The sequence below is a fragment of the Pleomorphomonas sp. PLEO genome, from assembly GCF_041320595.1.
GTDB lineage: Bacteria > Pseudomonadota > Alphaproteobacteria > Rhizobiales > Pleomorphomonadaceae > Pleomorphomonas.
On record NZ_CP166625.1, the window covers coordinates 4,051,557 to 4,065,853 of the forward strand.

The following is a 14,297-nucleotide window of genomic DNA, read 5'->3' on the forward strand; positions in this document are numbered from 1 at the left end:
AGAACGCTGAGGCAACGAGAGCAAATGAAATGCCGGTGACAGACATTCCGTACCAGCCTTCGCCGCCGAGCCCGCATAGGCACGTCCTGGCCAATCTTAGGGTTCTTGCCGCCGACTATGACGGCACCATCGCCGAACATGGTCGAATGAGCGCGGCGACAGAAGCGGCGCTGCGGTCGTTGCGCGGCATCGGTTTCCGGTTGATCCTGGTGTCGGGCCGACGGCTCGAAAACATCCGGCAGATCTGCGGGGTACTCGAGCTGTTTGACGCGGTCATTTTGGAAAACGGAGCGGTTACGTTCTGCCCGGCGACCGATACCGAGCAGTTGATCGCGCCGCCACTCGACGAACGTTTCGTTGACGACATCAAGCGGGAGTTTCCGGATGAGCCCTTGTTTGTCGGACGATCGATGGCCGCGATCGGCGCCAAGAACACGCCTCGCATCAAGACGATGATCGCGCATGGCGGCTATCATCTCGACATCGTCGGCTGCGGCAGCCGAGTGCTGGTCCTGCCCGCCGGGGTCAATAAAGGCAGCGGCCTCTCCTACGCCCTCGCCGACCTCGGACTGCGACGCGACCAAGTGGTCGCGGTCGGAGACGAGGAGAACGACATCGACCTCCTCAGCGGCTGCGCCCTCAAGGCGGCCGTCGGCAACGCCACGCCAAAACTGAAGGCGACCGCCGATCTGGTGCTCCCTGGAGAGTCCGGACAAAGCGTGCAATGCCTTGTCGACATGTTGCTCGCAGGTGCCGCCTGAGATGGCGGCCGGCCGGTCTTGATCGCCGGTCATCAACCACCCAAAACCGACATCGGCCTTTCAAGAGCGGGCTCGCCATGGCGCCGGATCTCGAAATCGTGCCCCTTCGGCTTGCGCAGGATGGCGCGATCAATGGCGGCGTTCAGTTTGTCGTCGCTTTCAGAACCTCGGAGCGCCATGCGGAGATCGGCGCCTCCATGTTCGCCCAGGCAAGTGTAGAGCCTGCCAGTGGCGCTGACGCGGATCCGGTTGCAGGTCTCGCAGAAATTGTGGCTCATCGGCGTGATGAAGCCGATGCGGCCGCCGGTCTCGCCGACGCGCATATAGCGGGCCGGTCCGCCGGTATGCTCATCGACCTCGGCGAGTGTCCAGCGCTTTGCCATACGACTGCGCAGTTCATCGAGTGGCAGATATTGGTCGGCTCTATCGACGTCGAGATGACCGAGCGGCATGGTCTCGATCAGCGTGAGATCCATGCCCCGCCCGTGAGCAAAGGCGATCAGGTCATCGATTTCGTATTCGGTGACGCCGCGCAAAGCCACCGCGTTGAGCTTGACCTTGAGGCCGGCGGCCTGTGCAGCCTCAATGCCGGCGAGTGTCTTGGCGAGATCGCCGTGCCGGGTGATGGCCGCATAGCGAGCTGGATCAAGGGTATCGAGCGATATGTTGATCCGCCGCACGCCGGCGGCAGCCAGCGCCTGCGCAAAACGGGCAAGCTGCGTACCGTTGGTCGTCATCGTCAGCTCGCGCAAGGCCCCGCTGGAGAGGTGGCGCCCCAGGCTTTGGAACAGTTGCAGGATGTCCTTGCGCAGCAGTGGCTCACCACCGGTGATGCGAATCTTGTCGACGCCGCGTTCGATCAATGCCGACGACAACCGGTCGAGTTCTTCGAAGTTGAGCAGTTCGCGCCGCGGTAGAAAAACGACATCATCGGTCATGCAATAGACGCAGCGAAGGTCACAGCGATCAGTCACCGACAGGCGAAGGTAACGGATGGTTCGGCCATAGCCGTCGGTTAGAAAAACGCTCATGATCGTTGCTGCTACGCCTTGAACTTATCTTGGAACCGGCCCGTTGTTGCCGGTTGGAGGAGCGCGCCGCTCATCGCGACGCGGCTGGCGGTGATAGTCTGTGCCTCAGCGCAAAACTCGCAGCTCCTCCTTGAGACTTTCAATATCCGGGATGACGAAGGTGCGCGGCGTCGGCCGCTGGACGTCGCCCGTTCGGATAAGCTCGGCCAGTACCGTCGACACGGACTGACGCGCCGCACCGATGGCCATGGCAAGGTCATCGCCGTGAGGTGCCGCGTCGATGACGACTCCAGCCGTGGTCTGGCGGCCATCGTGCTCGGCCATCTCGCAGAGATAGCGGATCAACCGATAGCGAACGCTGCGAAAGGCCATTTCGCCGACCATGGTGAGCGACCGGTTCAGCATCTTCTCGACGGCCGGCAGAATGCACATGCCGAACTCAGGATGGTCGCGGGTCAGCCGCCGGAACAGAGCGCGCGGTATCACGGCCGCCTCGCCCTCCTTGCGGACCTCCACCACCATCTCCGGCTGGAGCGGCACCGCGTCACCCGGGCCAAGCGTGAAAAGCGTGAGCTCTTTGCCCTCATGGGAGGCGAAGCAGCGGTAGCGGCCTGACGCGACGATGAGGATGGCTTCGCCGATCTCATCCATCAGATTGGCGCCGTAGACGAGTTGGCCGATCTTCATCTTGCGCAGCTTCGGGCCGCCTTCGGTTTGCAGCGTCTCGAGCACCACGTGCGGCAGCGCATCCTTGCCAACCGGTTCACCAAGCGCCGGCCGGACCGGTTCTGGCCCGATGGTTCTACTCGGCTCCGCGCCGCCTTGGGCTTTGCGCGGCATCTGCATGCGGGCGAAGAAGGTCGATCCCTGGGCGGACTGCACCACGCACTCATCGGTGGAGGCCTGCCGCGTCACGCTGGCATGCTGCACCGAGAAAAGCTGCCGAAAATGCACGACGCCAATTGCCGACCAGCTGAGGCCGATCAGCTCGATGGCCATGCGGTTGGCTCCAATCAGGCGATCGCTGTCGAAAGCCAACAGCCCCTCGTTGGGGCTACCGAGCAGGCGCGGGTTCGAATGCAGATGCATCTGTTCGAAGCGGCCGTAGCGGCGCTCAAATAATCGCCGCTCGATTTCATTTGCCGCGCGCTTCAAAAGCGGCAGCGAATAGTCATGCGCAACCGTCACCGAGGTCGAAAGATCGATAACGCCAGCCAGAGCGCCGCATGGATCGATGATCGGCACAGCCGAACAGCTGATGTCCGTGTTGCCGTTGCAGAAATGCTCGGCTCCAATCACGGACAGGGCGAAACGCTCGGACACGGCCGTCCCGATGGCATTGGTGCCCCTGGCCTGTTCCGACCAGTCACCTCCGGCGCACAGGCCGAGCCGTTCCGCTTCGTCGCTGAAGTTGTTGTCGCCAAGGCGAACCAGCACCACGCCATTGGGGTCGGTCAACACCACGACACCACCCAGCGGCTGTGTTTCGCGGCAGAGCGTGACAATCTCGCCCCAAGCGGAAACCAGAAGCTCCTCGTTACGCTCCCTCAGTTCCTTGAGGCCGGTTTCCGTCAGCCGCGCCTCGTGTCGTCGCGGCGTACCGTCGATCAAGCCGTGCATGCCGCTGCGCTCCCAAGAGCGCAAAATCGGCAGCGGAATGCCCTCGGGCACAACACCATCCGACATGAACTTCGAGCGAACGGCCAGCAGCCCTCCCTGATCAGGAAGGGAAGAGGCCCGCGCACCGCGCTCATGTCGTCCGGATGTGGTTCTGCAGGTTCCGCAGGCGGTCGGTCCGCCCGTCGGAATCGCACATTTATCGGCATCGAGCCGTTGAGGCAGGACCATTTCAGCACCCCTCCAGGTGCATCCACCGCTGAAGTATCAAAGACATCGTTCGCGTTTTTTTCGCGACGAGACCACCTCAGACAAGCCACCCGGCAGCGAGACCGGACTTCAGGTAAAAGTGGGCTTTCCTGTCATGAATTCGATCATAAGCTCTGCCGAGCTAAATCGTTATGATCCTTCAGTCGATATAACCTGATACTATATAGCGGTCCTGTTTGTTTTTTTATTACAGTCACTTATTCCTCCCCATGGGTCACCATCACTTTCCGTTTACGACAGAGAGACAAAGTTGACCCAGACGCTAACTCAACAGCAATGTTAACTTTTTCCGACTGCAACCAGGGGCCGACAATCTGGTGGTGAACAAGTGCGGACCGAACATCCTCGATTGTCCGTGGTTCCGCCATGACATGGATCGCAAGACACGCTTGCCGACCCGTTCTCAGTTCGACCGAGAAATCAACGACGCCATCAACCGCGAAGATTGCATCATCGATGAGATCAGCGGGAAAGCGCGCGCCCTCTCCGAAGCTGATCGGCTCGCCAATCCGCCCACCGAGGCGCACCCGGCGGAGTACCGATCCACAACGACATGGGGTTTCTGCGATGCACCCACTGTCGCCGGTGCGATAGCGGATGAGAGGCAAGCCGCGACGCCGCAAAGACGTGACGACGATCTCGCCTTGCCGACCGGCCGGCAACACCTCGGCGGTATTGGCGTCGACAATCTCGAGATAAAGGTCGGTTTCCCGGATATGCAAACCGTCATGCGCCTCACAGGAAAGCGCGCCGCCATACCCTGTCTCCGTCATGCCCCAATGTTCGAAAACTTCGGTTCCCCAAAGGACGGCCAGCGCTGCCTTGAAGCTCGGCGAAACGCTATCGGCGCTGACCAGCGCCGTCTCGATCCGGAGCTGCCCGCCACCATCGGTCTCCATCCGACGGGCGGCGGCACCGAGCGTCACGGGCATCCCGGCGATCGCGGCCGGCTGCAGTTCGCGCAACGCGCTCACCAGCACATCCAGCGAACTATCGACGGGCAAAGCCACGGGAAAAGCGCCAAGCCGGGTCAAGCCTCGCATCAGCAGATCGCCGACGCTGTCCGGCCGCTGGGCGGGAAAAGCCACCGCCACACAGCTGCCAGGCCGAACAATGGTTGCCATGCCATGCTCGAAATAGGCAACGGTGGCCTCGATATCGGCTTCTGTAAAGAACAGGCGCTTCTGCCTGCCCGAGGTGCCGGACGTCGGAATGGTCACCAGACGCACCGCGTCGCGCATGGGTAAGGCGATCAGGGACGGATCATTGCGCACAAGGTCGTCGGCCGTCGTCAAAGGCAACCGGGCTATGTCGCTGAGTTTGACAAGATCGTGCCGCTCCGGCCAAGTGGTTCGCAGCCGGTAGAAGGGGCTTTGGGAGCGCGCATAGGCGATCGTCTCGTTGAGGCAACGAAGCTGATAGGCGTCGATATCGGCACGGCTCGGCAGGTGTTCAAGGCCAATCGTCCGCCCCACCCAAGCGTCGAGTGTTCCAAACCCATTCATGTCGACGGCTCGCGGTAGAGCGACCGCCCCTTGAGGTCGGTCAGATTATAGGCGCAGAACGGGATAACGCGGCCGTCCGACTTCGCCACGTGGATATGGCACTGGCGAAGGCGATCGAGGTCGAGCGTCCAGGCGTCCTGGAAGGCCATTCCGGACAGTGACAGGCGCTGGCTCCGCTGCTCTAAAAACACATCGAAAGCCTCAAGGCCGGTAACCGGCGTTGCCCCCTGGGGCGCCTTCGTCCATTGGCCCGCGACATAACGCTGGGCGCGCGAAACAGTCGGTGAGCGCCGCGTCGAAACGTCGCAACAATCCGCTTCGCTCGTTGCACTCTCGACATCGGGACCACAACAACCGGCCCCGGATTCCGGATCGGACCGGAATCGACCTGAACGATCGACAGCGAAGCGACCGCTGAAGGAGCAGAAGGGATTTTCCGCCGAACCGGGACGAAAGTCCTCGAGCCTGATGGCGCCGCCAGCATGATCGATCAGCGCCTGCATCACCTCCGGCAGGGTTATGCGGTTCTCGTCGCTCGGAGCCCCGAGATTGCGCCCGAAATACGATACCGGCTGGAAATGGACGGCCCGAACCGTCGGCATCTCGTTCTTGGCGAAATCGACGATGGCACCGATTTCGCTCGTATTGACACCGGGAACCAACGTCGGCACCAGCACGACGCCGATACCCGCGGCACGCGCGCTGGCGATGGCGAGGCGCTTTGCCGCCAACAGGTTGCGGCCACGCAGCCGCCGATAGACGGCATCGCTGACACCATCGAACTGCAGGAAGACGCAATCGAGACCGGCATCGACGAGAGCCGCGAGATAATCGGGCTCGCGGCCGATCCTGAGACCGTTGGTGTTGAGCTGGACAAAATCGAACCCTTTGCCCCGCACCAAGGCGACGATCTCAGGCAGATCATCGCGAACCGTGGGTTCACCGCCCGACAGCTGGATATGCACCTGCCCACTACTTGACCTCAGCTCGTCGAGGGCAACGCCGATTTCGTCGATCGGCATGTCGACGCCATGCCGACCAGCAGAGGCGAAGCAGACCGGGCAGATCAGATCGCAACGCGACGTCACCTCGATCAGCACGCAGCATCCTTGCTGGCGATGATCGGCGCAGAGCCCGCAATCCCTGGGACAGCCTTCGGCGATGTCCGTTTTGACGCTGACCGGCAGAGATGTGGCGCGAGGACTGCGAGACCAGATCTCGTAGCTGCGAAGCCCCCTCCATACCGGCGTAGCAACGTGACCGTGCTCGGGACAGGTCTTGTCGAGATAAACCGTGTCTCCGACGGCGAAACGCTCGGCCGGAATGGTCTTGAGGCACTCCGGACAGACGCTAAGGGTACGCCCAAGGGACAGGCGAACGGGGCCGGTCATCGTCAGCCTCCCACCGGTACTGCGGGACTACCGGCCACCGGTATGTGACCGAGCGGTCCGACCACCGCCTCGACGGCGGAAAGGACGGCTGCGACGGCGGCGCGTCGACGTTGCGCACCGGCCAATGCGGCGGGATCCCCGGCAAAGGCGGCCAAGGCCGGCGCAAAGCGTTCTTCGAGATCGACGCGTCGCTCACCCTTGATCAGCTTGTCGGCGAGAAACACCAAGTGCCGTTCGTCGATCGGCTGGCCCGGCTCAAAAGTCATTTCCATGTGGGTCGCGACAATCTGGGCGACATGGGCAAAGCCGAATGCCGCGACATACCGCCCCCCCGCGACCGCGTGATCAGGCTCGCCCTTGGCTATGTCGTGAAGCAGCGCACCGGCCCGCACGGCATCGGCATTGATCGATAGACCCTTGGCGATCAGGCGTTCGGCTATCTCCAGAGCCAGCCGAGCGACGGCGGCGCAATGGCGGCGGGTCGGCTCCGGTGCCCCTATGGCATCTTGCATCGCTTCGCACTCCGCCGCGTCAGGATAGCGACGATGCGGCAATAGCGCTGTGAGACGGCGGTAGTCGTCGGAATAGTCCATGTCGCGCAGCACGCCGCTGTCAATGACAGGGATGGACTGGGCGTGCCGTTGGTGCCGCTCAAGAATGTCGCGCAGCGTTACCTCGGCCGGCGCCGCGAGGATTTCGGCGAAGAGCTGCCGACGAATGAAAGGCGGGTGACCGGACTGTCCGCGAAAAGTCGGGCGAAGAACGAAGGCCTCCCCTTCCCCGACGCTTCTTGCGATCTGCGCCAGAGTGCCTGCCCTGACGAGCGGTATGTCGACCGGTAGGATCATCGCGCCCTCGACCGTCTCGGGCAGCGCGGCGATCCCGGCCTTGATGCTGGACATCATGCCCTCGGCGAAGGCCGCGTTGAACACCGCCACCGCGCCGTGGGCCTCGACGACCGGAACCATGCGGGCCGCCTCATTGCCGACGACGACGTAGGCCTTGCCGATGGCGGCCTCGGTGATGGTCGCGATCACGTGCCCGAGCACGGTGTCATCGCCAAAGGGCAACAGCGGCTTGAACGCCGCCATGCGGGACGACCAGCCCGCCGCCAATATCACCACGGCAATGCTCGGCGGCGGCGCCTCGACCGGATCACTCACGGCTTCTCCTCCGGTGGAATAGCCGTGATATCGACGCCGTGATCGGCGAGCGTTTCCTTGATCTTGTCCCACGTGGCGATGATCAACGCCGGGCAACGTTGCCGCTTCAGGGACTCGTCGAACTTCATGATGTCGGAACAATTGATGCCGCCGTATTGGCCAGTCGCAGCGGCGCTGAACCAGCCGGCGAAGTCGTCGAGCATGCCCCCCAGCTCAGGGTGTTCGGTTTCACCATCGCCGCCACGTCCGGCATAATAGCCGATGACGCAGCAGCCAGCGGATAGAGCGCCACAATTGAAACCCTGTCCCATCCCGAGGGAGAGGCCGGACATGGCCCGGACCAAGTCCGGATCGTCGCGCCCCTGCGCCTCCAGGGCGAGCCGCATCAGGATGTGGCTGCATTTGAAGTCGTCGAGCAGCAACTCGGCAACGCGGAAGGACTCCTCGCTCATGGGTTTGCGCTCCCTTTCGATGGCGTCGGCTCGGCGGATCGCGCAGCAACGATCAGCCGATAGCGTGGCCGACCGGCCGTTTGCCCGGCGCAGGCACAATCGCCCCACAACGCGTCGAGCGAACCGTAGTGAAAGATGAAGCGTGCGACAAAGCCAGCCAGCACGTCCGATCTGTCTTCATCGCGAAGAATGGCAAAGCCGGCCGCCAAAATGTCCTCGCCAAGCTCGTCTCGCCCATCACGGCACGGCCAGTCGACATCGGCGAGTAGCAAACGCCCGCCCGGCCTCAGCACCCGGGCCCATTCGACGAGCGCCGCACGACGATCTGGCATCAGCGACAGGCTGCATTCGGAGAGGACCGCGTCAAAGCAGGCATCGGCAAATGGCAGGCGCGCGCCATCGCCATGAAACAGCGCCGAGACGACCCGCGAGGCAGCGATCGCCAGCGTTCTTGCGTCGCGGTCCACGCCGATGCCGATGAAGCCGTGTTTTTCAAGCCAAGCTAGGCTTTCACCTGCGCCACATCCGACATCCAGCACCAACTCACCGAGACGCAGGCCAGACCGTTCGAACAGTTCCCTGACGATCGCCCCGTCGCCTGGCCGCAGCCGTTCGCCGGTGGCGTCCTCGACGCAACCGCTACCAAACAGACCGGGGAGCGGGGAGGACTTCGCCATCACTTGTCTTCCAGAGCCTGTTCGACCTTGAGCATCCTGCCGTACGCAAGCTCCTCGGAGACATAGACAAAACCACAGGAGGGGCAGCACGGAAGCTCGACCGGGAATGTCTGGCCAAGATAGCTCGCCTCTACCTTCCGCATTTCCAAAGGCTTGTCGCAGCGGGCACAGACCAGATCGGGAATATCGGCGGATGTACCGGTCATGGTTTCACCTCGACCTGCATGCGGTGACCATAGGCGCGATGAACGATGAAGCCAGCTTCGGTTGGTTCATATTCGACCCAGGTGGTGACCGTACCGATGCGACCAGAGGCGGTAAAATGGCCGCTGACCCGGTCCTTGAACTGACTGCCAGTCCGCTGCGCCTCTGCGATCACCTCGGCGATATCGTCGACCAGCAACAGCTTGCGCTCAATGTCGGCCCGGACGGCATCAACGATGATGAGAGTGACGGATGAAGCGGGATCGCTCATACTTTCTCCCCAGAGGTCACGCCGCATGCGCCGGCTCAGTCGTAGTCGATTGTCGCGCCGTCCCGAAAAGCCTGGGTCGGGGCGAGCCGCGGGATCGTCGGCGTCGGGGAAGATCAGGTCAATGAGATGAAGGGCGCGTTTGCCCCGCCGGGCAAAGTTGTCGCGGCACATGGCGCAATAGGCGAGGTAGTCGTCTTCGCTCTCCTCGATCCGCCGGTCGACGAAGGCGTTTCCGACCTCGGGATTGGCGAAGGAGACCAGCCCGCCATAGCCACAACAGGTGGTCTTCTCGGCGCCCGTCAGCTCTCGAACTTCCGCTCCCAAGGACGCGGCGATCGAACGCACCGCCGCCTGAACATCATGGGCATGTCGACTAGTGCAGGGATCGTGGATGGCGAGCGGCTTGGTGACGGATCTCGGTGCCGCGACGTCTGGCAGGCCGATCGTCACAAGCTCCGTCCAGAGCGACGAAACCGGTATGTCCGGCAGGAACTCGTCGATCTGCTTGAGGCAAGTCGAGCAGGCCGTGACGATGCGCGGCCTCCCCTGCTCTTCCCAGACGGCGTGAAGGTGATCGAGCACCTCCCTGTGCAGCGCCTTGCGCCCCGACCAGTGGGCTGGAGCGCCACAGCAATCCATCATGAAGCCGACGCCACCCGGCAGATGCTCCGAGAGGTGGCGATAGACCGCCTCGACCTGCCCTGGCGCTGAGGCCGGCAACTGGCAACCGGGAAAGAACAGCACGGCGCTCCGGTCATGTCCCGGCTGATGGCGAACGAAGGCGACCTCGTCGGAACGACTGAAAGCCATGTCGCGCAGCGCGAAATCATGATGGGAGGCAGGCATGTGATCGCGTTCGACCATGCTCTGCCGTGCGTCCAGGCAGACATCGCCCATGGCGAGATCGTTCGGGCAGAGCGTCTCGCAAAGTCCGCACAGGGCGCAACTATCGATCATCCGGTTGGACTTGCGATTGCCCATGATGATCGAGTCGTTGTTGTAGATCTCGCGCACCGCCCGCTTGGGATAGGTCTTGTAGTGGGCAAGATAGGCGCACGCCTTGACGCATTCGAGGCAATGACAAGGAAAGCAGCGCGCCGCTTCGCTCATCGCCTCGGCGCGATTGTATCCAGCTACGGGGTCGGATGGTTGAACGGGCGCCACGACAGCATGGCTGGCCGTGTTGACGTAAAGACACGTGCCAGTGGCATTGTCGTCGGCGCGGCTCGCCGTCAGCGAGGCGCCCTGCAGGAAGCGATCGATGGAGACGGCGGCCCGTCGGCCATCGCGGACCGAGAGGATGGCTGAATAGGTTTCGACATCGCCAGTGTGGAGGCAGCTGCCGAAAACACCTGGCCGCGACGTCGCCAGCGTCAGCGCATCAAGATCGAGCCGATTGGCGGAGGTAAGACCGAGCGTTCCGGCAAATTGGCTGGCCGGGCCGGGACCGATCGCCAGAAGAACGGCATCGTGACCGGCAATGAGCTCGTCGAGCGCAGGCGAACCGGCGCCACCGGTCACCCTTTGCCGACACCGGACATCGACGCCGAGCGAGGTGAGCGCGCCGAGGTCGGCGTCGATCGCCGAGGGCGGTAGCGTTGCTTCATCAATGTCGTGACGCAGTCGCTCGAGCGGACGTGCCTCGGCTTCGAAAACGGTGACGGCATGGCCTTTCATGACGAGGTCGAAAGCCGCCGTGAGGCCGGCGAGGCCGGCACCGATGATGGCGATCGTCTTGGGCTTGCGCGCCCGCTGGGCCGTGCGGCGAATTGTCGGATAGGCATCTTCGACGAGCGCTCGTTCGAGAGCGCCCAAGCGGACGGCTCCGCCTGCCTCCGTCCGGCGGCAGACAGCCTCGCACGGGTGTTCACAGATATGAGCGATGATCGCCGGAAAGGGAACAACGCGACTATAAAGTGCCATGGCGGCGGTGAAATCGCCGGCGGCCATCTTCTCGGCCATACCGCGCGCATCGACGCGAAGTGGACAGGCAGCGGCGCATGCCGGTGGCTGTTCCTCGATGCAGAGCGCTTCCCATGCCTTGATTTGATCGCCATCCATGATGGTCTCGATACGTTGTCATTGACCCGAATTGGGTACGGGCGGCCCGGGAGAGGACGGGCCGCCCGCATTTCGGGGAGTGGGCGGGAAAGCTCCCCGTTTATGTCACCTCAGTGGTGCTGGAGATCCTTTTTGGCCGCGGCCGCTCCTGCCTGCGCCTCAAGCCCCATCTTAATCGCCTCTGGCAGAGCGGGAATACGGAATATCCGCACGCCGCAGGCGTTGTAGATGGCATTGAGGATCGCCGGATGAAGAGCAGTCAGCGGCGCTTCGCCGACACCTGCCGCACCAAAGGGACCAAGCGGGCGGGCGGTTTCGAGATAGAGGATCTCGATATCGTCCGGCACATCCTTCGGATAGGGAATGCCGCAATCCTTGAGCGTGGTGTGCAGCTCCAGATCCTCGAAGTCCTCGGTCAGGGCAAGACCAAGACCCTGAGCAAGACCGCCATAAACCTGACCATCGACAGTGGCCTTGTTGATGATGGTTCCGACGTCGATGGCCGTCGTCAGCTTGACCACGGACGCCTTGCCGGTCTCCACGTCGACTTCGACTTCCGGCATGAACACTTCGTACATGTAGATCGGGAAGGGATTTCCCTGGCCGGTGTCCGGCGAACAGTCGGTGCAGGCCGCCGCCACCCACTTGCCGTCGTAGGCGAGCGGAATGTTCTCGGCCACCATCTCCTTGTAGGTCCGGTAGCTGCCATCGGCCTTCGTCATGGCCTTGAGCATCATCTCGGCCGAGACGCGGATGGCATTGCCGCAGAAGACGTTGGAGCGGCTACCACCGGCAGGCCCGCCGTTCGGCCCGAAGGTATCGGCCATGACAAGTCCGATTTGCTCGGGCTTGACGCCGGCCACACGCAACACCTCATGCGCCATGGTCTGGGCGGAAAGATCGGCACCCTGGCCGTGGTCTTCCCAACCGGAATGGACGATGAAGCCGGACGGCGTCATCTCGACACGAGCTTCCGAGCTGTCGGGACCGTCGAGACCGCAGCCGTAGATGCCGAGGGAAATGCCGACGCCGCGCTTGGTCTCGGGCGTCGACAATTTGGCAGCCCGCTGCTTGGCTTCCAGGTATTTCGGCCGGATCATGTCGAACAGCTGCTTGAGAACCAGCACCTCGGGCTTCTGGCCGGTCGGTGTTGTCGACGTCTCGTTGTAGAGATTCTTGTAGCGGAACTCGAGCGGATCCTCGCCCATCTTCTCGGCCAGCATGTCCATGGCGATTTCGCCGGCCAAGAAGGCCTGCGGCGAGCCATAGCCACGGAAAGCCGAGCCCCAGGCGTGGTTGGTCGCAACCGTCTTGCCCTTGCCGCGGATGTTTTCAAGATGGTAGCCGGCGCCGGTGAACTGGGCCTGACGCAGGGTCACCAGATCGCCGAATTCCGAATAGGGGCCGTGATCGAGCCACCAGTCGGTTTCCATGGCGGTGAGCTTGCCGTTCTTGTCGCAGGCCAGGCGGATGTTGATGTTGGCCGGGCTGCGCTTACCGGTATAGGTGATGTTCTGGAACTGGTCGTAGACCAGCGACACCGGCTTCTTGGTGACGAGAGCGGCGACGCCGAGCAGGGCTTCCATGGTCGGCGAGAACTTGTAGCCGAAGGTGCCGCCGGTGGGGTTCTGGATCAGCCGCAGCTTCTCGGGAGGAATGCCGAGGCCGGGGCAGATCATGGCGTGATGCAGATGCACGCCGATCGACTTGGACAGGATCGTCAGCACGCCGTCATCGTCGACGAAGGCTTCGCCACAGTCAGGCTCCAGATGCAGATGCGGCTGGCGCGAGCAGTAGGTGGTGATGTCGACGACCGCGGCGGCGCTGGCCATCAGCGGCTTGGTGTCGGCACCCTTGACGACGCCCTGCTCGTAATAGGCATTGGGAACGCCGGGGTGGATTTCCATGGCGTCGGGCGCGAGAGCCGCGAAACCGGACATATAGGCCGGCAGCACTTCGAGGTCGACCTTGACCTTCTTGGCGGCGGCGCGGGCGTGTTCTTCAGTGTCGGCGGCAACGATGGCAATGGCATCGCCGAACTGGAAGATCTTCTCCTTGCACAGGATCGGACGATCCCAACCGTCACCCTTGTTGGTCGGGAAGGTGATGAGGCCGGTGATGGCGTTCTTGCCACCCACGTCCTTCCAGGTGATGATCCGCTCGACGCCGACCATCTTCTCGGCTTCCGCCGTATCGATGCCCTTGATGAGGGCATGGCTGACCTCGGCCTGGACAAGCGCGAGGCGCAACGTGCCGGCCGGCATCTTGAGCGCAACGTCGGCTCCGAAGTCCCACGTACCCGTGACCTTGGCGACGGCCGACGGACGGATGTACTCGGTGCCGAGAATGGAGCCGTCTTCCTTGGCCTTCGGCATGACGTCGTAAATGGTCTTCTCACCGCGCATGATGGCAGCGGCGTCCATCACCGAGTCGATCAGCGGCTTGTAGCCGGTGCAGCGGCAGAGATTGCGGTTGCGGTGGAACCAGGCGCGGACTTCCTCGCGGGTCGGGTTGAGGTTCTTGTCCAGCAACGCCTTGGCCGACATGATGAAGCCGGGTGAGCAGATGCCGCACTGGGCGCTGCCGTGGGCCATCCAGGCGACCTGCAGCGGATGAAGATTCTCCGGGGTTCCGATGCCTTCGATGGTGACGATCTTCGAGCCGGCAGCAAGCTTCTCCATCGGCGTCACGCAGGCACGGATGGGCTTGCTGTCGATCAGCACCGTGCAGGAACCGCACTGGCCGTCAGCGCAGCAAACCTTACAGCCGGTAAGCATCATCTGCTCGCGCAGCACGTCGGCGAGCGAACGCTTTGGGTCGGCAACGACCCAGCGTTCGACGCCGTTCACATTTAGAGAAATGCGTTTCATGTCTTCCTCCTAGGCCGTCTTGTC

11 protein-coding genes are annotated in these 14,297 nt (G+C 62.9%); 1 reads left to right on the forward strand and 10 read right to left on the reverse strand.

Annotated features, from left to right (window positions below; genetic code table 11):
• Window positions 1-35 precede the first annotated feature (35 nt).
• Window positions 36-761, forward strand: a complete 726-nt coding sequence (locus tag AB6N07_RS18760; RefSeq protein ID WP_370674586.1) for an HAD family hydrolase — start codon at window positions 36-38, stop codon at window positions 759-761.
• A gap of 32 nt (window positions 762-793) precedes the next feature.
• On the opposite strand, the gene moaA is transcribed toward AB6N07_RS18760, so the two are convergent.
• The 10 genes from moaA to AB6N07_RS18810 all read right to left on the reverse strand — a co-directional run bounded on the left by moaA (window position 794) and on the right by AB6N07_RS18810 (window position 14,273).
• Complete coding sequence (gene moaA, locus AB6N07_RS18765; RefSeq protein WP_370674587.1) at window positions 794-1,792, reverse strand: GTP 3',8-cyclase MoaA; 999 nt, start codon at window positions 1,790-1,792, stop codon at window positions 794-796.
• A 105-nt stretch (window positions 1,793-1,897) separates the two neighbouring features.
• Entirely contained in the window at window positions 1,898-3,478 is a 1,581-nt protein-coding gene (locus AB6N07_RS18770; protein ID WP_370674588.1) for a helix-turn-helix domain-containing protein, read from the reverse strand.
• Between the two features lie 398 nt (window positions 3,479-3,876).
• The gene (locus AB6N07_RS18775; protein WP_370674589.1) at window positions 3,877-5,184 is read right to left on the reverse strand and encodes a DVU_1553 family AMP-dependent CoA ligase; all 1,308 of its coding nucleotides are present in this window, start codon (window positions 5,182-5,184) and stop codon (window positions 3,877-3,879) included.
• Window positions 5,181-6,575 carry a radical SAM (seleno)protein TrsS gene (gene trsS / locus AB6N07_RS18780; RefSeq protein ID WP_370674590.1) on the reverse strand — a complete coding sequence of 465 codons (1,395 nt, stop codon included), beginning with the start codon at window positions 6,573-6,575 and terminating at the stop codon, window positions 5,181-5,183. The genes AB6N07_RS18775 and trsS overlap by 4 nt, the downstream gene beginning before the upstream one ends.
• Window positions 6,576-6,577: 2 nt before the next feature.
• Entirely contained in the window at window positions 6,578-7,738 is a 1,161-nt protein-coding gene (locus AB6N07_RS18785; protein WP_370674591.1) for a DVU_1551 family NTP transferase, read from the reverse strand.
• Window positions 7,735-8,190 carry a DVU_1555 family C-GCAxxG-C-C protein gene (locus tag AB6N07_RS18790; protein WP_370674592.1) on the reverse strand — a complete coding sequence of 152 codons (456 nt, stop codon included), beginning with the start codon at window positions 8,188-8,190 and terminating at the stop codon, window positions 7,735-7,737. Before AB6N07_RS18790 ends, AB6N07_RS18785 begins: the two co-directional genes overlap by 4 nt.
• Window positions 8,187-8,867 carry a DVU_1556 family methyltransferase gene (gene trsM, locus AB6N07_RS18795; RefSeq protein WP_370674593.1) on the reverse strand — a complete coding sequence of 227 codons (681 nt, stop codon included), beginning with the start codon at window positions 8,865-8,867 and terminating at the stop codon, window positions 8,187-8,189. Before trsM ends, AB6N07_RS18790 begins: the two co-directional genes overlap by 4 nt.
• Window positions 8,867-9,073, reverse strand: coding sequence for a DVU_1557 family redox protein (locus AB6N07_RS18800; RefSeq protein WP_370674594.1), 207 nt, complete (start codon window positions 9,071-9,073; stop codon window positions 8,867-8,869). The genes trsM and AB6N07_RS18800 overlap by 1 nt, the downstream gene beginning before the upstream one ends.
• Window positions 9,070-11,403 carry a pyridine nucleotide-disulfide oxidoreductase/dicluster-binding protein gene (locus tag AB6N07_RS18805; RefSeq protein ID WP_370674595.1) on the reverse strand — a complete coding sequence of 778 codons (2,334 nt, stop codon included), beginning with the start codon at window positions 11,401-11,403 and terminating at the stop codon, window positions 9,070-9,072. The genes AB6N07_RS18800 and AB6N07_RS18805 overlap by 4 nt, the downstream gene beginning before the upstream one ends.
• A 110-nt stretch (window positions 11,404-11,513) precedes the next feature.
• On the reverse strand, window positions 11,514-14,273 hold the full coding sequence (locus AB6N07_RS18810) for a molybdopterin-dependent aldehyde oxidoreductase (protein WP_370674596.1): 2,760 nt from the start codon (window positions 14,271-14,273) through the stop codon (window positions 11,514-11,516).
• Between the last annotated feature and the right edge of the window lie 24 nt (window positions 14,274-14,297).

Coding starts and splice junctions, on each gene's coding strand:
- moaA (WP_370674587.1), bottom strand. CDS start 1,792: ATGAGCGTTTTTCTAACCGACGGCTATGGCCGAACCATCCGTTACCTT.
- AB6N07_RS18770 (WP_370674588.1), bottom strand. CDS start 3,478: ATGTCGGATGGTGTTGTGCCCGAGGGCATTCCGCTGCCGATTTTGCGC.
- AB6N07_RS18775 (WP_370674589.1), bottom strand. CDS start 5,184: ATGAATGGGTTTGGAACACTCGACGCTTGGGTGGGGCGGACGATTGGC.
- trsS (WP_370674590.1), bottom strand. CDS start 6,575: ATGACCGGCCCCGTTCGCCTGTCCCTTGGGCGTACCCTTAGCGTCTGT.
- AB6N07_RS18790 (WP_370674592.1), bottom strand. CDS start 8,190: ATGAGCGAGGAGTCCTTCCGCGTTGCCGAGTTGCTGCTCGACGACTTC.
- trsM (WP_370674593.1), bottom strand. CDS start 8,867: ATGGCGAAGTCCTCCCCGCTCCCCGGTCTGTTTGGTAGCGGTTGCGTC.
- AB6N07_RS18800 (WP_370674594.1), bottom strand. CDS start 9,073: ATGACCGGTACATCCGCCGATATTCCCGATCTGGTCTGTGCCCGCTGC.
- AB6N07_RS18805 (WP_370674595.1), bottom strand. CDS start 11,403: ATGGATGGCGATCAAATCAAGGCATGGGAAGCGCTCTGCATCGAGGAA.
- AB6N07_RS18810 (WP_370674596.1), bottom strand. CDS start 14,273: ATGAAACGCATTTCTCTAAATGTGAACGGCGTCGAACGCTGGGTCGTT.